Genomic DNA, 19,521 nt, shown 5'->3' with positions numbered 1-19,521 from the left:
TGGCGGGGCGGACTTCCGTATGTTCCCTGTCTCGCGAACTGGTTAATTTCGGCACTCATTTCTTTCACGACGATAGTGACATGAGTGTTTTTACCGCCTATTTCTGTGGGACAGGTTCCCATCGCTTCGACGACACCAACACCAATTTCTGGAATGGCGAACTGGTTTCGACCCTGGCCAGCCATGACCAGGGCCGCGAGTTTGCCCACTGGGTCGCTGTCGACGGTCCGGGCAGCGGTAATCTTCAGGACGACAGCCTGTTCGTCGATCCCGGCGGTTATTACAACTGGACAGGGCAGTTGTTTGGCCGCGGCTGGGAAGAAAACGTCAGCCATGTGCTTCAGATCATCAAAGGCGAAAGCCGCTGGCAGCGCACCAAACTGAGCGAGGCCGAATATAGGCGGCTCAAAGATGCCGGCGTCCCTGTGCCGGAAGTGGCTTCGACCGCTTCGTGGTTCTGGAGAACCTATGACTACGGTGACCGCCAACCCACGCCGCAGGCACTACAGGAACGCATCATTCATCTGTTTCGTAAGCCGCTTGTGCCTACACAGGTCAACCTGGTCGGCTGGAGCCGCGGCGGCATCAGCTGCCACATGCTGGCCAATGCCATGGCCAAGGACCCTGAGCTGTGCGATGTCCCGGTCAATATTTTTACCATTGACCCGGTTCCAGGCATTGGCAATGTGCAGCCAGAGCGCGTGATGCTGTCGGCCAATGTGCGTGAGTACGTAGGGTTCTACTCCCGTGACGAACGCTCCAAAGGGTTCGCCTGTGTGGTGCCAGACGTGCAGCCCGGTACGCGGATAGGCGTGTTTCCCATGCCGGGTCGGCATGCGACGCTGGTGGGGAACGCGTCGGTTGACGGTGCTGGCAGCGGCCAAGTGCTGGTCGAGCCGGGCCTGGTGGTCAGGCACTACGCCGAAGTGTGCCTCAGGCGCTGGGGTGTCGAATTGGCCAAGTGCCTGGACTTGAGTGAGGAACAAGTGATGGGCTATCACAAGGCAATGGCGGACTGTGAAGACCAGTACCAAGCAATGCGTCGCAAGTCCTACACCGTCGTGACCGAAGGTAGCCGTGACGACAGGCTGTTACATCAAGGCACCCGGCAAACGACCTTCAGCCATGTCCGCGGCGATCCCTATTGCCCAGCTGCAGGTCTTGGCCTGACGCAGTGCGATGGGGATACCTATAAAGCGTTGCGCTAACTTGACCCGAGGGGGGAGAGGGTGTCTGGTGACAGTCAATCGCCTGCAGTTATTTTTTTCTGCCCCTCTATTCAATCACCCCCGCTTGGCCCGAGAATGGCTGCTCGGGCCAGCCCCGATCTCAACCACCTTCCTTCCGTGCAATCATGTCCGAATATAACCCTTGCCTTGACTGCGGCGCTTGCTGCGGGTATTTCCGTGTGTCCTTCTTCTGGGGTGAATGCCAGTCCTCCGGCGGTGTGGTGCCTGACGATCTGGTGGTGCAGGTGAGTCCGTCTCGGGTGGCCATGATTGGCACCGACGCCAAGCCCTGCCGTTGTACCAGCCTGCAGGGCGAGGTGGGGCAAGGCGTTGCCTGCGCCATCTACGCCAACCGTTCCAGCACCTGCCGCGAGTTCGAGGCGTCGTGGGAAGGGGGCGTACACAACCCACGCTGTGATACCGCCCGGGCTGCCTACGGTCTACCGCCATTGACTCCGCCTGGGGCCAATGAGCCCCATTGGCCCGATGATGGGGCTGAGGTCGCCTAAGTCGGCATGTAGAGGTTCGCTTAGTAGTGTCCTAACTGTCGACTGTGCACCGCCGTGGCATTTTGCAATGCCTGAACGCCGCGCTTGACGCTAAACTGTCATCTTACCCAGTAATGGACAGGTGAGCCGGCGTGACCCCACCCCGAAGTTTCCCGAGTGATCTGTGTCTCGATAGCCCGCGCCTTTACCTGCGCCCCATGCGCCACGCAGATGCGGCAAAGTGGTTGGCGATCATGGCCGACCCGGAAGTCATGCGGTACTGGCACCACGCGCCCTGGCAGAGTCTGGCTGAAGCCCAGAGCGCACTGGCAGCTGATCGTGAGGCGTATGCCAATGGAGAGCAACTCAAGCTTGGCATGTATCGCCGGGACAACGGCGAGCTGATTGGCATGGTTCAACTGTTCAACATCGACGACACCTCCCGGCGAGGTGAGATCGGCTATTGCCTGGCCAGCGCCGTGCAGGGAAGGGGGTATATGGATGAAGCATTGACGTGCTTTATCGACTACATCGCCAACACCCTGCACATGCGCCGCCTGGAAGGCGAGATCGACCCTCGCAACCAAGGCTCGGCGCGTACGTTGGAGCGCCAGGGGTTTGTGTTGGAGGGCACCCTGCGGGCGCGCTGGTGCGTAGGCGGTGAGCTATCCGACTCGGGCATCTACGGGCTGCTGCTCGAACCGCCGGTGGCTTGAAAGACTGCGAACACCCAGTTTGGAAGCGGGGGATGACATGGGTTATGGTCATCCCCTGTACCGTCCTCCCAGGTGTCCTTTGCCCGCTTTTTATCTCAGTATCACGCTCCTGCTGTACTTGGTCGCTCTGTGCTTCGATGGCGCCTCGATGAGCGATGGCCACCACATGCCCGCCCTGCAGATGTTGCTGTACGGGCCTTGGGGGGTACCCTTCGGGCTGAGCCAGTGGTTCGCCAATCCGTTGCTCGCCCTGGCCATTCTGGCGCATCGGCGCTTTCGCCGCTTGGCCCTGCTGCTAGGGCTTTGTGCTCTGTATCTGGCGGCAACCAGTTTGGGTATCGACCGCCTGCCGGACAATCAGAGTTATGAGTTTCACGACCTGACAGGTTTGGCGGCAGGGTTCTATGTGTGGATGGCAGCCATGCTGGTATTTTGCCTTGGTCAGGGCTGGTACTGTTTGAAAGCGCGCCAGGCCGCTGATATGCCTGGGTGGAATTGGGCGGACGTTACCCTGATTGCGGCATTGGCGGTGACGTTGTATGCCGCCACGCAGATGCCGTCGTTGCGCTTCGAGCCGAGCAGGGTATTGATGCCGCCGGAGCAGCCTCAGACGCTTTGACACTCAAGGAGAGTTTGCATGATCAAGCACTACCTGGCGGGGCTGGCATTGGCGTGCTGCACGACGCTGGCGATCGCCGCCGAACCTTCTCCAGCCTATACCCGCTGTATGGAGGGTGCCTCCAGTACCCTGGCCATGGGTGAATGCCTCAAGGCTGAGACGCAGGTACAGGATCAACGCCTGAACCGCGTCTACAAGCAGCTGATGGGTAAACTGGCGGCGGATCAGCAAAAGAGCCTGCGTGATGTGCAGCGCAAATGGCTGGTCTATCGGGATGGCAACTGCCAGTTTCACCGCAAGGCCAGCGGCGGCACCATGGCGCAGCTGGAGGGTGGGACCTGCCTGATGGACATGACCCGAGAGCGGGCAGCGGAGCTTGAGCGGGTTATGGAACCGTAGCGGTGATGAATTCTAAACTTGCCACGGTATATGTCTTCTGTAGGATAAACGTGCAGCGGCTCCAAGCGTTGAGGCAGTGCGCTAATGACTGGGGCCGCTGCGCGGCCCATCGCGGCGCAAGGCCGCTCATACATAGAACTGTTAGTATTCAAAGGATTTGCAAGCGTCAACTCATCTATTGAGTTTATATATTGCAGTTGCAGTTGCAGTTGCAGTTGCAGTTGCAGTTGCAGTTGCAGTGCTCTTGCTCTTGCTTCTAAGCGCGCGGTAGCTCAGGCGCCGCAGATCGCGACTTCAGGAGGCCGAGCGCAGGGCTTGCGGAGGGAGGTGACAGGCATGGATGCCTGTCAAGCGCTGGGCCCCAGGATGGGGCCTGCAGCGCGGTCCTCCCGGGAGCAAGCCCGGAGCGAGGGAACCCCGGAGCGCAGCGTAGGGGCCGGATGATAGGAGCAGGCGGTTTTTGCTTACTTTTTGACAAGACAAAAAGTGAGCCGCCGTAAGGGCGGAAAGGTGACTGTGCGCCACCCTCGCCAATGTATACCAACCTGCAGTATGCGCCCACGCTTTGAAGTTTGAAGTTTGAAGTTTGAAGTTTGAAGTTTGAAGTTTGAAGTTTTATTGCTGAGTGTGGGTATTGAAAGAGAGCATACTCCATTGGCGATGGCGACGCTTAATCACCTTTTCGCCATTACGGCGAGTCACTTTTTGTCAAACGCGACAAAAAGTAACCAAAAAACGCTGCGCTCCATTCATACGGCCCCTACGCTGCGCTTCGGGGTTCCCTCACTCCGGTCTTGCTCCCGGGAGGACCGCGCTGTAGGCCCCATCCTGGGGCCCAGCGCTTGACAGGCATCCATGCCTGTCACCTCCCTCCGCAAGCCCTGCGTTCGGCCTCCTGAAGTCGCGAAGATCAAGATCAAGATCAAGATCAAGAGCAAGAGCAAGAGCAAGAGCAAGATCAAGAGCAAGAGCAAGATCAAGAGATGAGTAGGGTCGAGAGCTGAGAGTTGCTAACCTAATCGGGCTGCTTGACTCAATCCTATCCCTCGCCGCGCGCGTTGCTCCAGATACTCCCGCACCTGCACAGCATCCCCAACAAACTCGATCCGCTCGGCCTTCGCCTCACGCTGATAGGCATACATCGGGTCGTAGTACTCGTTGAGCAACCCCTCGATCCAGCCTCGGTGCAGGTCCACGCAGCCACTACGCAATTGCTCTCCCAAGGCCTGCTCAAGCAGCGCCGTGAGCCGCTGATGGCGCTCACCGCCCAGGCGCTTGCGGATGTTGGCCATGCTCTGCAACATGCGCTGCGCGAACAATTGCTGCCCGGCTTGCTCGCCATGCAGGGCGATGAATTCGGCACTGAGGTCGATGACATAGTCACGCAGGATGCGCTCGACCCGGCCATCGAAACTGTCCTCCAGCCACACCAGCGGGTAGTGCTGCATGCCCTGATACAAAGACAAAGGCACCGTGCAACTGCCAACGATGCGGCCTTCATCCTCTAGCACGAACTGGCCAATGCCTTGCGCGCGCTTTTTAAGCACATCGATGGCCAGCTGGTTCTCGAAGTCGATCTGAGCCGGTTGCCCGGTGGCGCGTTTGCCAAAGCTCGACCCGCGATGATTGGCATGGCCTTCAAGGTCCAGTACGTTGCCCAGCTGTTGCAGCACATCGGTCTTGCCAGTACCGGTCAAGCCGCCAACCAACACGAAATCGCACTCGCTTACGGCCTGCTCCGTGGTCTCGAGCAGGTAGTTGCGCATCGCTTTGTAGCCCCCGGTGATACGCGGGTAGCGAATACCGGCTTCATCGCGCAACCACCCTTGGACGATCTGCGAGCGCAGGCCGCCACGAAAGCAATACAGATAGCCGTCCGGATGAGCCTGAGTGAATGCCACCCACGCCTCCAGACGAGCCTGCTTGGTGGCGCCGCCCACCAGTTGATGACCCAGGGCGATGGCGGCAGCCTGCCCCTGCTGCTTGTAACAGGTGCCAACCTTCTGCCGTTCCACATCGTTCATCAGGGGCAGATTGACCACGCCGGGAAAGGCGCCCTTGGCAAACTCGACGGGCGCACGCATGTCCATCATCGGCACGTCGTCGAGGAACAACTGGCGGAAATCAGTGCAGTCGGGCCGCATCAGACGACCTCGACTGCGTGGCGCTGTCGCTCCGCCAGGTAGCCGATAGGCGACAGCTGCAAGCCCAGGTCAGCAGCTGCCGCGAGAAATGCGTCCTCACCTTCCGGGGTTACGGCCACCAGCAGCCCGCCGCTGGTCTGCGGGTCGCACAGCAAGTGCTTCTGATCGTCACTGAGCGCGCCTAGCTTGTGCCCGTAGCTCTCGAAGTTGCGCAGCGTCCCCCCTGGAATGCAGCCGGCGGCGAGGTAGTGCTCGACACTCGGCAGGCGGGGCACCTTGGCGTAGTCCAGGTGTGCGGTCAGGCCGCTGCCTTCTGCAAGCTCAACCAGATGGCCTAGCAGGCCGAACCCGGTGACGTCCGTCATGGCCTTGACCCCGTCGAGCTTGCCAAAGCGGCTGCCTGGTGTGTTCAGGGTACACATCCAGTCGCGCGCCACGCCTCGATCCTGCTCGCGCAGCACGGCTTTCTTCTCGGCGGTGGTGAGGATGCCGATGCCCAGGGGCTTGGTCAGATACAGGCGGCAGCCCGCCGTGGCGGTGTCGTTACGCTTGAGATGACGCTTGCTGACAACGCCAGTCACCGCCAGGCCGAAAATCGGCTCGGGTGCATCGATGGAATGACCACCGGCAAGCGGGATACCGGCTTCGGCGCATACCGCCCGGCCACCGCGGATCACCTCACGGGCAACCTCTGGTGCCAGGACGTTGACGGGCCAGCCCAGGATGGCAATGGCCATCAGGGGATCACCGCCCATGGCGTAGATATCGCTGATGGCGTTGGTTGCCGCGATGCGGCCGAAATCGTAGGGGTCATCGACGATGGGCATGAAGAAGTCGGTGGTCGACACCACACCGCGCTCCTCGTCCAGGGCATACACGGCGGCATCGTCGCGCGACGCATTGCCGACCCAGAGCTTCGGATCCAGGGCCTGGGCACCGCTTTCGGCCAGGATGACGTCCAGCACCTTGGGGGATATCTTGCAGCCACAGCCGGCACCGTGGCTGTACTGGGTCAGGCGAATCGGCTCGCTCATGTGTACCTCGGCAGGTCAATTTATCGCGCGATTGTAGCAAAGCTGGTCATTGGGACTGCGGCTCTTATAATCGTCGGGTCAATGACTCGCATCGAGCTGCAAACTGCACGTCGGCAAGGCAGCCCACCTGCACTGCCTGTTATTGCGCGCAGCCTCGAACTCACCCCATTCCCCGCTATTGAACCGGAGAAACCCATGCTCAAACGTCCCTTGGCGCTCGCCGCCAGCCTCGTGCTGTCCTGCTGTGCCCTGGCCGTCCAGGCCGCAGAGACACTGCGTGTCAGCGCCATTCCCGACGAAGCGCCCACCGAACTGCAACGCAAGTTCAAACCCTTGGGCGAATACTTGTCCAAGCAGTTGGGCATGCAGGTGAAGTTCGTGCCGGTGGCTGACTACCCGGCCGTGGTCGAGTCGCTGGCCTCCGACCGGCTGGACCTGGCGTGGCTGGGCGGGTTCACGTTCGTGCAGGTGCACCTGAAGGATCCGACTGCCACGCCGCTGGTGCAACGCGAGCAGGACGCCCAATTCACCTCCAAGTTCATCACTGCCAACCCTGCAGTAAAAAGCCTGGCGGACCTCAAGGGCAAGTCCTTCGCCTTCGGGTCCATTTCTTCCACGTCCGGTAGCTTGATGCCACGCTATTTCATGCTCAAGCAGGACAACATCAAACCTGAAGGGTACTTCAGCCGCGTAGCCTATTCCGGTGCCCACGACGCCACCGTGGCCTGGGTACAGGCTGGCAAGGTCGATGCCGGTGTGCTCAACGCCAGCGTTTGGCAGAAACTGGTGGACGCCGGCAAGGTCGATACCGCCAAGGTGCGCGTGTTCGCCACGACCCCGACCTATTTCGACTACAACTGGACGGTGCGTGGCAACATGGACCCGGCCCTCAAGGAGAAGATCAAACAGGCCTTCCTGAACCTTGACCCCGCCGATCCAGAGCAGAAAGCCATTCTCGACCTGCAGGCAGCCAGCCGCTTCATCGAAACCAAGCCGGAAAACTACGCGGGCACCGAGCAAGCCGCCCGCGAGGCTGGCTTGCTCAAGTGACGTCTGCCGTGCCTTCTGAAGCAGTCATCGCGCTGCAAGGCGCAAGCTTGCGGCATGGCGCGGTGCGCGCCCTGGAGGGCGTGACCTTGCGCATCGCGCAGGCTGAGCGCGTCGCCATCATCGGCCCATCGGGGGCGGGCAAGTCCAGCTTGCTGCACCTGATGGCCACGGCGACCAGGCCGAGCAGCGGCCGTCTGGAGGTGCTCGGGCAGCAACCATGGGCGTTGTCGGCAGGGGCCCGGCAGCGCCTGCGGGCCCAGGTAGGTCTGGTTCACCAGGCGCCGCCACTGCCGCCGCGCCAGCGGGTGGTCACTGCCGTGCTGGCGGGCCGTCTGGGCCAGTGGGGGCTTGGTCGCAGCCTGCTCAACCTGTTGTATCCCTGCGATGTGCCTGGTGCGCGCCAGGTCTTGGCCGAACTGGGGCTAGCAGACAAGCTGTTCGTGCAGTGCGGTCAACTGTCAGGCGGCCAGCTTCAGCGGGTGGGTATTGCGCGGGTGCTGTATCAGCAGCCTCGTATCATGCTCGCCGACGAGCCGGTGTCGGCGATGGACCCGGTATTGGCCGATCACAGCCTGGCGCTGCTCAACCGGCATGCCCAGGCCACTGGCGTGGCGCTGGTAGCCAGCCTGCATGCGGTCGAATTGGCTCTGGCCCACTTTCCCCGGGTGATCGGCATACGCGAAGGGCAGGTGCTGTTTGATTGCCCAGCCGAGGCTGTGACCGATGAGCTGCTGCAAGCGCTGTACGCCAACGAGCAGCTGGTGGCCAAGCACGGCCTTAATGCGAGCCCCCACGTGCAGTTGCCCAGATGCTGAACGCCAGTCAACGTGATCCGGCAATGGCGCCAAGAATACTGATCGGGTTGCTGGCCATCGCGGTCCTGTGGCCGGGTATCCAGTTGAGCGAGTTGAACCCGGCCGTGCTTTTACAGGCCGAAAACCGCGAGCAGATGGCGAGTTTCACGGGGGCATTCTGGCCACCTGCACATGAGCGCGACTTTCTCGAGCTATTACTTGAGGCCACCCTGCAGACCTTGGCTGTGGCCACCGCCGGCATGGCGCTAGCCTGGCTGCTGGCCGTGCCGGCAGGGTTGCTGGCCAGCCGCGCCTTGTCCCTGAACGCTGCCTCGCGTGGCGGGCGCCCGGGTGCCTGGTCGCGCCTGGTGCGGCTGCCCGTACGGGGCGTGCTGATCTTCCTGCGCAGCGTGCCTGAGATCGTCTGGGCACTGTTGTTCGTGCGCGCTGTAGGCCTCGGGCCCACGGCCGGGGTGCTGGCAATCGCCATTACCTACAGCGGCATGCTGGGCAAGGTGTATGCGGAAATCTTCGAATCGGTGGACCAGCGGCCCGCCCACGCCTTGTTGCAGGCGGGCAGTGGACGGCTGGCCGCCTTTTTCTACGGCATCTTGCCCAATGCCGTCAGCGAAGCGGTGTCCTACACAGTATACCGGTGGGAATGTGCAGTACGGGCATCGGTGGTGATGGGGTTCGTGGGGGCCGGCGGGCTGGGTCAGCAGATCGACCTGTCCATGCGCATGTTCGCTGGCGCCGAGGTAGCCAGCATGTTGTTGACGTTCCTGGCCCTGGTGATGCTTGCCGATGGGCTCAGCCGCCTATTGCGCGGGAGGCTTGCATGAATCGGCTGATCAACCTGGCCCTGTTGGCCGCGCTGCTGGCAGCCATCGTCGGTTCGTTCGCCTATTTGGGGTTGGATTTCGGGGCGTTGATCGGCAATGGTGGGCTGGCCCAAATGGGTGAGTATGCCGGACGGTTCCTGACCCCGGACCTGTCCAGCGAGCATCTGCGTGCGGTGGCGCATGGCGCATTGGAAACCCTGGCCATGTCCGGTATCGGCACGTTGCTGGCCGTCGTCATGGGCCTGTTGCTGGCGCTGCCGGCGGCGGGCCGGTTTGGCTGGCCGTTGCAGGGGCTGGCCCGGTTGCTGCTCAATGCGCTGCGCGCCATTCCGGAGCTGGTGTGGGCCGCGCTGACCGTGCTGGCAGCTGGACTTGGGCCAAACGCTGGCACCCTGGCGTTGGCGCTGCACACCGCCGGCGTACTGGGGCGTCTGTTTGCCGAGGCGCTGGAAAACGCCTCGCCTGAACCTGCCGCAGCCATTCGCCTGCAAGGCGCGGGGCAGGTAGCAGCCTTCTGCTACGGCACCTTGCCTAACCTGTGGCCGCAGTTGCTGGCCTACAGCTTGTACCGTTGGGAAAACAATATACGCATGGCCAGTGTGCTGGGCTTTGTGGGTGCTGGAGGCTTGGGGCAGATGCTCTACACCACCCTGAGTCTGTTTCAGGAAGCCCAGGCCAGTACGGTGATCATCGGGATGCTGGTGCTGGTGTTCCTGGTCGATGCGCTCAGTGATGTACTGCGCCAGCGTTTCGTAAGGGCCTGATCAGGCCAGCGGCCCTGCGGCCGCTGCCTGTTCTCAAGCGCTCACGGCCTCGGCCGATTGCGCCCCGCGCTGCATCGATTCCAGGTTGCGCTCGATCGTCTCGCAGATGGTATCCATCTGGATCTGGTGTTCGCTGAAGCGGAATGGGCTCTGCAAGTCGGTACCGATGCGCTCGATCGCCAGCAGCATGAAGCCTACAACCGTGGAGGCCAGGGGCGTGAACCACTCCAGCGACTCCACCAGGCCGACCGGTACGATCAAGCAGAACAGCGTGATGAACAACCGGGGGAAATAAACATAAGGGTAGGGCAGTGGCGTATTGGCGATTCGCTCCATGCCCCCTTGTGCATTGGACAAGTCCACCAGCGTGGACTCAAGGCGAGCCAAGCGGATGCTGTCCAGCCGGCCCTCCTGATATTCCCTGGCCAGTAACGCGGCCGAACCACTCAAGATGTCATTGGCAAAATTGTTGGAGCCGTGGTGCCGCTCGAATTCTGCCTCAGGGATAAACGCCACCAGCTCCTGCGGGCATTTCTCCCCTTTCAGGTGCGCTGCCAGGCAGTTGATGTAGGCGATGTGCCGACGCAGCAGGGTCGCCTTGACCGGATTGAGCCCCTCGTCGGGGTCATCGATCAGGGTCAGCGTCTGGCGGGCAAAGCTGCGGGAACTGTTGACCAGGGCACCCCACAAGGTACGTGCTTCCCACCAGCGGTTATAGGCGCTGCTGTTGCGAAAGCTCACCAGCACGACCAGCGCCGAACCCATCAATGAAAGCGGGATCAAGGGCAGGGTGAACTTGCTGTTGAGAAACAGCATGAAATCAATGGTGACCAATACGTCCCAGATCAGCAGCCAGAACAGTGACCAACCGATGTAGCCGAAGGTTTTCACGACCAAGCGGTATTTGCGGAGGATGACGTCTTTCAAATGGCGCACCTTAAACGGTTCAGGACCTTGGATGGGACGTCGGGTCGCGCCGAAGGTTCTGGATGAGGTTGTGGCAGCGCATGTGGGGCTGACAGGTGCTGAGGCGACATCCCAAATGAGTGTATGCATTTCATCCAGACGCGTTTGCCGGCCTGATTTGGATGGTGGCACAATGCCTTGCCTCAGCATGCACATGCTTCGCAGTTGTACCGTGCACCTTCAGCCTTATCTTCTCGGTATCCCACCATGATCGAGCGCACCGGCACGGGCCTTTCCTTCGCCAAACGCATGTATGCCCCACGCGCCATCGGAACTGGCCTAGGCTTCTTTTGTGTGATGATCGGAATCGCGCCATTGCAGCCAGGGGGATGGGTGTGGGCGCTGTTACTGGCACACGGTTTTGTCTGGCCGCACCTGGCGTTTCAGATTGCTCGGGTATCCGCCCAGCCCTACAAGACCGAGCAGCGCAACTTGGTGGTCGATGGCTTCGCCGGGGGTTGCTGGGCGGGTGTCATGGGGCTCAACCCACTGCCCAGCGTGATCATCCTGTCGATGATCGCCATGGACAAGATTGCGGCCGGTGGCTGGCCCCTATTCATGAAAACGGTACTTGCCCAGGGTGTCGGCATCGCCCTGGGCCTATGGCTGTTCGCGCCGCCGCTTTTTCCGGCCACCACGCAGGCGCAGATGCTGGCGTGCCTGCCGATCCTGCTGATCTACCCCATGGCCATCGGCATGATCTGCTATCAGGTGACCGTCCAGTTGGGCCAGCATAAACGTGCACTGGCCCGCCTGAGCCAGACCGACAGCCTCACGGGCTTGCGCAATCACGGGGCGTGGCAGGAACTGCTGCTGCGCGAATTTGCACGTTGCCGAGCTAGCACAGGGAGCAGTTGCCTTGCCCTGATCGACGTCGACCACTTCAAGCAGATCAATGACCGTCATGGCCATCAGGTGGGTGACAATATCCTGCGGGTGATCAGTGCCACGCTTTCCTTGCACTTGCGCAAGCATGACCCTGCGGCGCGCTATGGCGGGGACGAATTCTGCGTGATGCTGCCTGACACGACGCCAGGGCAGGCAAGGGAAGTGCTTGAGCGGCTGCGCCTGGCCGTGGAGGCGTTCCGCGACCCAGCGCTGCCGCACCTTAACTTGAGCCTGAGCATCGGTATCGCCCCTTACCATGCAGGCATTACCGATGCCCAAGCCTGGCTGCATGCCGCCGATATGGCGTTGTATGCCGCCAAGCGCGCCGGGCGAAATTGCATCGTCCTGGCGCCCCAGGCCTCTGAACCCGCCTGATCAGGGTTTTGCAGCCACAGCCACAAAGCCTTTGACCGACGTTGGGGCCTGAGGCTTGGACTTGCGCGCCAGCATGTACTGGTAGCGCCGCCACTCCTTGTCGATCTCGCTGAAGGACATGAACACACTGACCCGGTCCTTGCCCACCAGATCCGGTCGTCTGACGGCATCAATGCCGCTGGTGGGGATGATGGCGATGTTGATGCCTACCACGTTACCGTCATCGGCGAATACCGGGCCGCCAGACATCCCCTTGGTGATCGGCCCGTCGTGCACCGAATAGAACACGCTGCCAGGGGTGCCATCGAGCCGGACCAGTGACGAGAGCGCGTGGCCCTTGCCCTGCACGGGCATCATCAAGCTGTTGTAACCCACCGCCGTAACCGCTTCTCCAGGCACATATTGACGCCAACGCGGTATTTCACTGGCCTTGTGCTTGAAGAACACCACATCGCCCAGGCCTTCATGGACCACGTTGCGCAGGAAAGGGGTATGTTTGGCGGTGACTGCATAATCCGCATTCCACTGGATGGCGCTTGCCATCAGCAGCATGGGCAGCGGCGCTCCGGACGTCACCACGAAAGCTTGGCTGTAGACCGGGTCTGAAACGTAGGACGTTGGCACTCCATTGCACCCACTCAGCAGCATCATTGCCGCCATACAGGGCGCGGTTGTTTTCATTGATCACACAAGGGGAGGGGGTTGAGGGGAGCCGCACTATGGCTAAATGCCATCAGTTAGGCAATGCGTTCGGCTTTTATCCGACGAAGTGAGGGTAGGCGGCGGGTATGGCCACTGGCCAATAGCATTGCTGCATGGTCAGGCACCAGCGAATCAATGGGCTGACGCCAGGCAAATGTGATGCACTGAGCGATTTTCACGGCGCAAAAAAAAAGCCGACCATTTAAGGTCGGCTTTTCGGATTTGGTGCCCCGAGGGAGACTCGAACTCCCACTCCTTTCGAAAACGGATTTTGAATCCGCCGCGTCTACCAATTCCGCCATCAGGGCGTGGCGCGCAGTATAGAGAGGTGCCGTCGGTCGGTCAATCGTCTTTCATGGTCAATTTTCATTCCTTGGGCTAAACTTCCCGGCCCTGCCGAACCGAACATCATCATGCGCGTTGCCGATTTCTCCTTCGAACTTCCCGATTCCCTGATCGCCCGCCATCCGTTGGCCGAGCGCCATGGCAGCCGCCTGTTGGTGCTCGATGGGCCAAGCGGTGCACTCGAGCACCGGCAATTCCCCGACCTGCTCGGCTACCTGCGCCCTGGCGACCTGATGGTGTTCAACAACACCCGGGTCATTCCGGCGCGGCTGTTCGGCCAGAAGGCGTCAGGGGGCAAGCTTGAAATGCTGGTCGAACGCGTGCTCGACAGCCATCGCGTGCTGGCTCACGTGCGGGCGAGCAAGGCGCCCAAGGTGGGTGCGGTCATTCTGGTGGACGGCGGTGGTGAAGCTGAAATGGTCGCGCGCCATGACACCTTGTTCGAGCTGCGTTTTACCGAAGAGGTGTTGCCGCTGCTCGACCGGGTTGGTCACATGCCGCTGCCGCCCTACATCGATCGCCCTGACGAAGGCGCCGACCGGGAGCGCTACCAGACGGTCTACGCCGAAAAGGCAGGTGCTGTCGCCGCCCCCACGGCGGGCCTGCATTTCGACGAAGCACTGCTCGAGCAGATCGCCGCCAAGGGGGTAGAGCAGGCGTTCGTTACCCTCCACGTGGGGGCCGGCACATTCCAGCCAGTGCGGGTCGACAAGATCGAAGACCACCACATGCATAAGGAATGGCTCGAAGTGAGCCAGGCTGTGGTCGATGCCATCGAGGCCTGCCGCGCCCGTGGCGGGCGTGTGATCGCCGTGGGCACCACCAGTGTGCGGTCGCTCGAAAGCGCCGCCCGTGATGGCCAGCTCAAGCCCTTCAGCGGTGACACCGATATCTTCATCTACCCCGGTCGCCCGTTCCACGTGGTCGATGCGCTGGTCACCAATTTCCACCTGCCCGAGTCCACGCTGCTGATGCTGGTCTCGGCCTTCGCCGGTTACCCCGAGACCATGGCTGCCTACGCGGCGGCGGTCGAGCAGGGGTACCGCTTCTTCAGTTACGGTGATGCCATGTTCATCACCCGCAATCCGGCGCCTCGCGGCCCCGAGGAGCAAGCATGAGTCGCACCTGCCGAATGTCCTTCGAACTGCTGGCCACCGACGGCAAGGCCCGTCGTGGCCGCATCACCTTCCCCCGTGGCACGGTCGAAACCCCGGCGTTCATGCCGGTGGGCACCTATGGCACGGTCAAGGGCATGCTGCCCCGTGACATCGAGGCCATTGGCGCCGAGATGATCCTGGGCAACACCTTCCACCTGTGGCTGCGCCCAGGCACCGAGGTAATCAAGAAGCACAACGGCCTGCACGATTTCATGCAGTGGAAAGGCCCGATTCTTACCGATTCCGGTGGCTTCCAGGTCTTCAGCCTGGGCGCCATGCGCAAGATCAAGGAAGAAGGCGTGACCTTCGCCTCTCCCGTGGACGGCTCCAAGGTGTTCATGGGCCCGGAGGAATCCATGCAGGTGCAACGCGACCTGGGCTCGGATGTGGTGATGATCTTCGACGAGTGCACCCCGTACCCTGCCGAGCACGACATCGCTCGTACCTCCATGGAGCTGTCGCTGCGCTGGGCCCAGCGCTCGAAGAACGCCCATGCCGACAACACCGCCGCGCTGTTCGGCATCGTTCAGGGCGGCATGTACCAGGACCTGCGCATGCGCTCGCTGGAGGGGCTCGAGAACATCGGCTTCGACGGCCTGGCCATTGGCGGCCTGTCGGTGGGTGAGCCCAAGCACGAGATGATCAAGGTGCTGGACTACTTGCCAGGGCAAATGCCGGCTGACAAACCTCGTTACCTTATGGGGGTAGGCAAACCGGAGGATCTCGTTGAGGGTGTGCGCCGCGGCGTCGACATGTTCGACTGCGTGATGCCTACGCGCAATGCGCGCAACGGCCACCTGTTCGTCGACACGGGGGTGATCAAGATCCGCAACGCGTTCCATCGCCATGATGAATCGCCACTGGATCCGACCTGTGACTGCTACACCTGCAGCAACTTCTCCCGCGCCTATCTGCATCACCTGGACAAGTGCGGCGAAATGCTCAGCAGCATGTTGAATACCATCCATAACTTGCGCCATTACCAGCGCTTGATGGCCGGTTTACGCGAGGCTATTCAACAAGGTAAATTGGCCGCCTTCGTCGACGCCTTCTACGCCAAGCGCGGGCTTGTTGTACCGCCCTTGGACTGACTGTCTGCATCCATTATTAAAATATTTGCATTAGGAGTGCACCCATGAGCTTCTTGATCCCCGCCGCATACGCGGACGCTGCAGCCCCTGCCGCCGGCCCCGCCGGTACTGGTTTCGAGTGGATTTTCCTGGTTGGTTTCCTGGTCATCTTCTACCTGATGATCTGGCGTCCACAGGCCAAGCGCGCCAAAGAGCAGAAGAACCTGCTGGGCAACTTGCAAAAAGGTGACGAAGTTGTCACCAACGGCGGTATCGCCGGCAAGATCGTCAAAGTGGCCGATGATTTCGTGGTGCTGGAAGTGTCCGACACTGTCGAGCTGAAGTTCCAGAAGGGCGCCATTGCCGCGACCCTGCCAAAAGGTACGCTCAAGGCTATCTGAGTTACCGGTTTCATTTTTCCAGTCGGGGCGCGCAACGCGCCCCGCGTCTTGAACGGGCGGCGTGATGCTGAACAAATACCCTCTGTGGAAATACGCACTGATCCTGCTGGTGCTGGCGATCGGTTTCATTTATTCCGCTCCCAACCTCTACCCGGATGACCCGGCCGTGCAGATCAGCGGTGCCAGCTCGGCGCTGCAGGTCAACCAGGCCGATCTCGATCGCGTCAGCAAGGCGCTGGTCGATGCGAACATCGCAGTCAAAGGCGTGAGCCTGGGTGAGAAGGGCAGTGGCCTGATTCGTCTGACCAATCAGGAAGACCAGCTGCCCGCCAAGGATGTGGTGCGCAAGGCGCTGGGCGATGACTATGTCGTGGCGCTGAACCTGGCACAAACCACCCCGCAGTGGTTGCGCAACCTGGGTGCCAGCCCCATGAAGCTGGGCCTGGACCTGTCTGGTGGCGTGCACTTCCTGCTGGAAGTGGACATGGACAAGGCCATGAGCGCCCGCATGAAAGTCTACGAAGGCGAGGTCAAGACCTTGCTGCGCAAGGAGCGGGTCCGCTACCGCAGCCTGCCGCAGCAGGACGGCGGCATCATGCTCGGCTTTGCTGACAATGCTACACGCGAACAGGCACGCGCCCTGATCCGCAAGAATTTCAACGATTTCGACCTGACCACCACCGAGCGCAACGACCTCGCCGTGCTGCGTCTGGCGCTGTCTCAGGCGAAAGTGGCCGAGATTCGCGAATACTCGATCAAGCAGAACCTCACCACCGTGCGCAACCGTGTCAACGAGCTGGGCGTCGCCGAGCCACTGGTGCAGCGCCAGGGCGCCAACCGCATCGTGGTCGAGCTGCCGGGTGTGCAGGACACTGCCGAAGCCAAGCGTATCCTGGGCAAGACGGCGAACCTGGAGTTCCGTTTCGGTGCCGAGCCGGGCGCGTCCAAAGCCACCACCGAAGTGTTCGAGTTCCGTGAAGGGGGGCGTTCGGCGCCCGTCGAGCGTGGCCTGATCATCACCGGTGACCAGGTGACCGACGCCCAGGCCAGCTTCGATGAGCATGGCCGCCCGCAGGTGAACATTCGTTTGGACGGGCATGGCGGCGAACTGATGAGCCGCGCTACCCGCAGCAACGTCGGTCGCAGCATGGCGGTGATCTTCATCGAGCAGAAGCCTGTCACGCGCTACGTGAAGCAGACGGTCGACGGTGTCGAGAAGGACGTTGCGGTCCAGAGCTTCCAGGAAGAGAAGAAGATCATCAGCCTGGCGACCATCCAGTCGCCGCTGGGTAGCCAGTTCCGTATCACGGGGCTGAACGGCCAGGGCGAATCGTCCGAGCTGGCTTTGCTGCTGCGTGCTGGTGGCCTGGCCGCACCGATGTACTTTGCCGAAGAGCGTACCATCGGCCCAAGCCTGGGTGCCGACAACATCACCAAGGGCATCGACGCCTCGCTGTGGGGTATGCTGTTCGTCTCGTTGTTCATCATTGCCATCTACCGCGGCTTCGGTGTCATAGCCACCATCGCCCTGGCGGGTAACATGGTGCTGCTGCTGGCCCTGATGTCGTTGCTTGGCGCCACCCTTACCCTGCCGGGTATTGCCGGTATCGTGCTGACCATGGGTATGGCGGTGGACGCCAACGTACTGATCTTCTCGCGTATCCGCGAAGAGCTCAAAGCCGGCATGTCGGTGCAGCGCGCCATCCATGAAGGTTTCAACCGCGCCTATACCGCGATCATCGACGCCAACCTGACCAGCCTGCTGGTCGGCGGTATCCTGTTCGCCATGGGTACCGGCCCGGTCAAGGGCTTTGCGGTCACCATGTCCCTCGGGATTTTCACCTCGATGTTCACCGCCGTCATGGTGACCCGCGCAATGGTCAACCTGACCTGTGGCGGGCGTGACATCAAGAAGCTGTGGGTTTGAGGGAGCTGCGATGAAAACCATCAATTTCATGGGCGTACGCAATGTCGCCTTCGGCGTCACCGTACTGCTCACCGTGCTGGCCCTGTTCAGCTGGTGGCAAAAGGGCCTGAACTTTGGCCTGGACTTCACCGGCGGCACGTTGATCGAGCTGACCTACGAGCGCCCGGCCGATCTCAAGGCGGTGCGGGCCGAGCTGGTCGAGTCGGGTTTCCACGAAGCAGTGGTGCAGAGCTTCGGTGCCACCACCGACCTGCTCGTGCGCATGCCGGGTGACGACCCGCAGCTGGGCAACAAGGTAGCCGCGGCCCTGCAGAAGGCAGGCGGTGACAACCCTGCCACCGTCAAGCGTGTTGAGTTCGTCGGCCCGCAAGTGGGTGAAGAGCTGCGTGACCAGGGCGGCATGGGCATGCTCCTGGCGCTGGGTGGCATCCTTATCTACCTGGCGTTCCGCTTCCAGTGGAAATTCGCTGTGGGGGCCATCATCTCGCTGATCCACGACGTGATCGTGACCCTGGGCATTCTGTCGTTCTTCCAGATCACCTTCGACCTGACGGTGCTGGCAGCGGTGCTGGCCATTATCGGCTACTCGCTCAACGACACCATTGTCGTGTTCGACCGGGTGCGCGAGAACTTCCGGGTCATGCGCAAGGCGTCTCTGATCGAAAACATCAACGTCTCCACCACCCAGACGTTGCTGCGTACCGTGGCGACTTCGGTGTCCACTTTGCTGGCCATTGCTGCCTTGCTGTTCTTCGGCGGTGACAACCTGTTTGGCTTCTCGCTGGCACTGTTCATCGGCGTCATGGCCGGTACCTACTCGTCGATCTATATCGCCAACGTGGTGCTGATCTGGCTCAACCTGAACAGTGAAGACCTGATTCCGCCGGCCAAGACCGAGGGTGTGGACGACCGTCCATGACCCACTGACGCTCCGCTTGGCGGACGAAAGGGCGCGAGTGTTGAACTCGCGCCCTTTTTTTTGCTCCAAGGCAAGGAGAAAGCGGGCCAAGTCCCGTATGTACGATCAGGAGGTTCACGTGAATAAATCAATGCTGGTGGGTGCGGTGCTAGGTGCTGTCGGTGTCACTGCCGGAGGTGCTGTGGCGACCTACAGCTTGGTGAACAAAGGGCCTGAGTATGCTCAGGTCACCGACGTGCAGCCGATCAAGCAGCAGGTCAAGACCCCGCGCGAAGTGTGCAAGGACGTGACCGTTACTCGCCAGGCGCCAGTCAAGGATCAGCATCAAATCGCCGGCACCGTGGTCGGCGCGCTGGCCGGTGGCCTGTTGGGCAACCAGATCGGCGGCGGCACTGGCAAGAAAATCGCGACCGTGGCCGGTGCGGTGGGTGGTGGTTATGCGGGCAACAAGGTGCAGGAGGGCATGCAGCAGCGTGACACCTATACCACGACCCAAACCCGCTGCAACACGGTCAATGACGTCAGTGAAAAAGTGGTGGGCTACAACGTCAAGTACACCATCGGCGATCAGGTCGGCCAGGTGAAAATGAATCGTGAGCCAGGGCCCACCATTCCGGTGGACAAGAACGGCAAGTTGATTCTCAGCGACGCGGGTCAGTGATCTTGCTGCCGGCGTTGGCCCTGTGCCGGCG

At 61.3% G+C, this 19,521-nt stretch carries 21 protein-coding genes and 1 tRNA gene; 17 read left to right on the top strand and 5 right to left on the bottom strand.

Going from position 1 to position 19,521, the window contains the following annotated elements:
- Nucleotides 1-80 precede the first annotated feature (80 nt).
- The 6 genes from B2J77_RS17100 (at nucleotide 81) to B2J77_RS21740 (ending at nucleotide 4,438) form a co-directional block, all read left to right on the top strand.
- On the top strand, nucleotides 81-1,208 hold the full coding sequence (locus tag B2J77_RS17100; protein ID WP_058639708.1) for a hypothetical protein: 1,128 nt from the start codon (nucleotides 81-83) through the stop codon (nucleotides 1,206-1,208).
- 146 nt (nucleotides 1,209-1,354) lie between these two features.
- Entirely contained in the window at nucleotides 1,355-1,738 is a 384-nt protein-coding gene (locus B2J77_RS17095) for a YkgJ family cysteine cluster protein (protein ID WP_058606019.1), read from the top strand.
- A gap of 131 nt (nucleotides 1,739-1,869) precedes the next feature.
- Complete coding sequence (locus B2J77_RS17090; protein ID WP_058606020.1) at nucleotides 1,870-2,433, top strand: GNAT family N-acetyltransferase; 564 nt, start codon at nucleotides 1,870-1,872, stop codon at nucleotides 2,431-2,433.
- A gap of 79 nt (nucleotides 2,434-2,512) precedes the next feature.
- Complete coding sequence (locus B2J77_RS17085) at nucleotides 2,513-3,052, top strand: hypothetical protein (RefSeq protein WP_078479083.1); 540 nt, start codon at nucleotides 2,513-2,515, stop codon at nucleotides 3,050-3,052.
- A gap of 18 nt (nucleotides 3,053-3,070) precedes the next feature.
- The gene (locus B2J77_RS17080) at nucleotides 3,071-3,451 is read left to right on the top strand and encodes a lysozyme inhibitor LprI family protein (protein ID WP_058639711.1); all 381 of its coding nucleotides are present in this window, start codon (nucleotides 3,071-3,073) and stop codon (nucleotides 3,449-3,451) included.
- A gap of 855 nt (nucleotides 3,452-4,306) precedes the next feature.
- Nucleotides 4,307-4,438: a hypothetical protein gene (locus B2J77_RS21740; RefSeq protein WP_267128930.1), complete on the top strand. Its 132-nt coding sequence runs from the start codon at nucleotides 4,307-4,309 to the stop codon at nucleotides 4,436-4,438.
- 23 nt (nucleotides 4,439-4,461) lie between these two features.
- Here the strand turns inward: B2J77_RS21740 and mnmH are convergent, their stop codons facing one another.
- Together mnmH and selD are read right to left on the bottom strand one after the other, a co-directional pair.
- Entirely contained in the window at nucleotides 4,462-5,595 is a 1,134-nt protein-coding gene (gene mnmH / locus B2J77_RS17070; RefSeq protein WP_058637443.1) for a tRNA 2-selenouridine(34) synthase MnmH, read from the bottom strand.
- Nucleotides 5,595-6,629 (bottom strand): selenide, water dikinase SelD, encoded by a 1,035-nt coding sequence (selD, locus tag B2J77_RS17065; protein WP_058604348.1) that lies wholly within the window; start codon nucleotides 6,627-6,629, stop codon nucleotides 5,595-5,597. Before selD ends, mnmH begins: the two co-directional genes overlap by 1 nt.
- A gap of 195 nt (nucleotides 6,630-6,824) precedes the next feature.
- On the opposite strand from selD, the gene B2J77_RS17060 reads away from it, so the two are divergent.
- Genes B2J77_RS17060 through phnE form a run of 4 tightly spaced genes read left to right on the top strand, consistent with a single transcriptional unit; the run spans nucleotide 6,825 to nucleotide 10,079 of the window.
- Complete coding sequence (locus B2J77_RS17060) at nucleotides 6,825-7,679, top strand: putative selenate ABC transporter substrate-binding protein (protein WP_058604349.1); 855 nt, start codon at nucleotides 6,825-6,827, stop codon at nucleotides 7,677-7,679.
- A gap of 8 nt (nucleotides 7,680-7,687) precedes the next feature.
- Nucleotides 7,688-8,494, top strand: a complete 807-nt coding sequence (locus B2J77_RS17055) for a phosphonate ABC transporter ATP-binding protein (RefSeq protein ID WP_078479450.1) — start codon at nucleotides 7,688-7,690, stop codon at nucleotides 8,492-8,494.
- Complete coding sequence (locus B2J77_RS17050; RefSeq protein ID WP_078479082.1) at nucleotides 8,488-9,315, top strand: PhnE/PtxC family ABC transporter permease; 828 nt, start codon at nucleotides 8,488-8,490, stop codon at nucleotides 9,313-9,315. Before B2J77_RS17055 ends, B2J77_RS17050 begins: the two co-directional genes overlap by 7 nt.
- Nucleotides 9,312-10,079 carry a phosphonate ABC transporter, permease protein PhnE gene (gene phnE / locus B2J77_RS17045; protein WP_058604351.1) on the top strand — a complete coding sequence of 256 codons (768 nt, stop codon included), beginning with the start codon at nucleotides 9,312-9,314 and terminating at the stop codon, nucleotides 10,077-10,079. Before B2J77_RS17050 ends, phnE begins: the two co-directional genes overlap by 4 nt.
- Before the next feature lie 33 nt (nucleotides 10,080-10,112).
- On the opposite strand, the gene B2J77_RS17040 is transcribed toward phnE, so the two are convergent.
- Nucleotides 10,113-11,006, bottom strand: coding sequence for a bestrophin family protein (locus B2J77_RS17040; protein WP_058637447.1), 894 nt, complete (start codon nucleotides 11,004-11,006; stop codon nucleotides 10,113-10,115).
- 246 nt (nucleotides 11,007-11,252) lie between these two features.
- Here B2J77_RS17040 and B2J77_RS17035 point away from each other — a divergent pair, with 246 nt between their 5' ends.
- Nucleotides 11,253-12,308: a diguanylate cyclase gene (locus B2J77_RS17035; protein ID WP_058637448.1), complete on the top strand. Its 1,056-nt coding sequence runs from the start codon at nucleotides 11,253-11,255 to the stop codon at nucleotides 12,306-12,308.
- On the opposite strand, the gene B2J77_RS17030 is transcribed toward B2J77_RS17035, so the two are convergent.
- Nucleotides 12,309-12,956: a trypsin-like peptidase domain-containing protein gene (locus B2J77_RS17030; RefSeq protein WP_058604354.1), complete on the bottom strand. Its 648-nt coding sequence runs from the start codon at nucleotides 12,954-12,956 to the stop codon at nucleotides 12,309-12,311.
- A 277-nt stretch (nucleotides 12,957-13,233) separates the two neighbouring features.
- A tRNA-Leu gene (locus B2J77_RS17025) sits at nucleotides 13,234-13,318 on the bottom strand.
- A gap of 105 nt (nucleotides 13,319-13,423) precedes the next feature.
- Here B2J77_RS17025 and queA point away from each other — a divergent pair.
- The 6 genes from queA to B2J77_RS16995 all read left to right on the top strand — a co-directional run bounded on the left by queA (nucleotide 13,424) and on the right by B2J77_RS16995 (nucleotide 19,490).
- A complete protein-coding gene (gene queA, locus B2J77_RS17020; RefSeq protein WP_078479081.1) occupies nucleotides 13,424-14,473 on the top strand; it encodes a tRNA preQ1(34) S-adenosylmethionine ribosyltransferase-isomerase QueA in 1,050 nt (349 codons plus the stop codon).
- Between the two features lie 14 nt (nucleotides 14,474-14,487).
- A complete protein-coding gene (tgt, locus tag B2J77_RS17015; RefSeq protein ID WP_178091268.1) occupies nucleotides 14,488-15,603 on the top strand; it encodes a tRNA guanosine(34) transglycosylase Tgt in 1,116 nt (371 codons plus the stop codon).
- Nucleotides 15,604-15,647: 44 nt separating this feature from the next.
- Nucleotides 15,648-15,983 carry a preprotein translocase subunit YajC gene (gene yajC, locus B2J77_RS17010; RefSeq protein ID WP_023533309.1) on the top strand — a complete coding sequence of 112 codons (336 nt, stop codon included), beginning with the start codon at nucleotides 15,648-15,650 and terminating at the stop codon, nucleotides 15,981-15,983.
- Nucleotides 15,984-16,047: 64 nt separating this feature from the next.
- Nucleotides 16,048-17,910, top strand: a complete 1,863-nt coding sequence (gene secD / locus B2J77_RS17005) for a protein translocase subunit SecD (protein ID WP_027913681.1) — start codon at nucleotides 16,048-16,050, stop codon at nucleotides 17,908-17,910.
- 10 nt (nucleotides 17,911-17,920) lie between these two features.
- Nucleotides 17,921-18,829 carry a protein translocase subunit SecF gene (gene secF / locus B2J77_RS17000; RefSeq protein ID WP_058637451.1) on the top strand — a complete coding sequence of 303 codons (909 nt, stop codon included), beginning with the start codon at nucleotides 17,921-17,923 and terminating at the stop codon, nucleotides 18,827-18,829.
- Between the two features lie 118 nt (nucleotides 18,830-18,947).
- Nucleotides 18,948-19,490, top strand: a complete 543-nt coding sequence (locus tag B2J77_RS16995) for a glycine zipper 2TM domain-containing protein (RefSeq protein WP_058604497.1) — start codon at nucleotides 18,948-18,950, stop codon at nucleotides 19,488-19,490.
- Nucleotides 19,491-19,521: the final 31 nt, after the last annotated feature.

The sequence above is a fragment of the Pseudomonas parafulva genome (assembly GCF_002021815.1).
GTDB classification, from domain to species: domain Bacteria; phylum Pseudomonadota; class Gammaproteobacteria; order Pseudomonadales; family Pseudomonadaceae; genus Aquipseudomonas; species Aquipseudomonas parafulva_B.
Note: the sequence above shows the minus strand (reverse complement) of the source record. Positions and strands in the feature narration are given on the sequence as shown.

Coding starts and splice junctions, on each gene's coding strand:
- B2J77_RS17100 (WP_058639708.1), top strand. CDS start 81: ATGAGTGTTTTTACCGCCTATTTCTGTGGGACAGGTTCCCATCGCTTC.
- B2J77_RS17095 (WP_058606019.1), top strand. CDS start 1,355: ATGTCCGAATATAACCCTTGCCTTGACTGCGGCGCTTGCTGCGGGTAT.
- B2J77_RS17080 (WP_058639711.1), top strand. CDS start 3,071: ATGATCAAGCACTACCTGGCGGGGCTGGCATTGGCGTGCTGCACGACG.
- B2J77_RS21740 (WP_267128930.1), top strand. CDS start 4,307: ATGCCTGTCACCTCCCTCCGCAAGCCCTGCGTTCGGCCTCCTGAAGTC.
- mnmH (WP_058637443.1), bottom strand. CDS start 5,595: ATGCGGCCCGACTGCACTGATTTCCGCCAGTTGTTCCTCGACGACGTG.
- selD (WP_058604348.1), bottom strand. CDS start 6,629: ATGAGCGAGCCGATTCGCCTGACCCAGTACAGCCACGGTGCCGGCTGT.
- B2J77_RS17060 (WP_058604349.1), top strand. CDS start 6,825: ATGCTCAAACGTCCCTTGGCGCTCGCCGCCAGCCTCGTGCTGTCCTGC.
- B2J77_RS17050 (WP_078479082.1), top strand. CDS start 8,488: ATGCTGAACGCCAGTCAACGTGATCCGGCAATGGCGCCAAGAATACTG.
- phnE (WP_058604351.1), top strand. CDS start 9,312: ATGAATCGGCTGATCAACCTGGCCCTGTTGGCCGCGCTGCTGGCAGCC.
- B2J77_RS17035 (WP_058637448.1), top strand. CDS start 11,253: ATGATCGAGCGCACCGGCACGGGCCTTTCCTTCGCCAAACGCATGTAT.
- B2J77_RS17030 (WP_058604354.1), bottom strand. CDS start 12,956: ATGCTGCTGAGTGGGTGCAATGGAGTGCCAACGTCCTACGTTTCAGAC.
- queA (WP_078479081.1), top strand. CDS start 13,424: ATGCGCGTTGCCGATTTCTCCTTCGAACTTCCCGATTCCCTGATCGCC.
- tgt (WP_178091268.1), top strand. CDS start 14,488: ATGTCCTTCGAACTGCTGGCCACCGACGGCAAGGCCCGTCGTGGCCGC.
- yajC (WP_023533309.1), top strand. CDS start 15,648: ATGAGCTTCTTGATCCCCGCCGCATACGCGGACGCTGCAGCCCCTGCC.
- secD (WP_027913681.1), top strand. CDS start 16,048: ATGCTGAACAAATACCCTCTGTGGAAATACGCACTGATCCTGCTGGTG.
- secF (WP_058637451.1), top strand. CDS start 17,921: ATGAAAACCATCAATTTCATGGGCGTACGCAATGTCGCCTTCGGCGTC.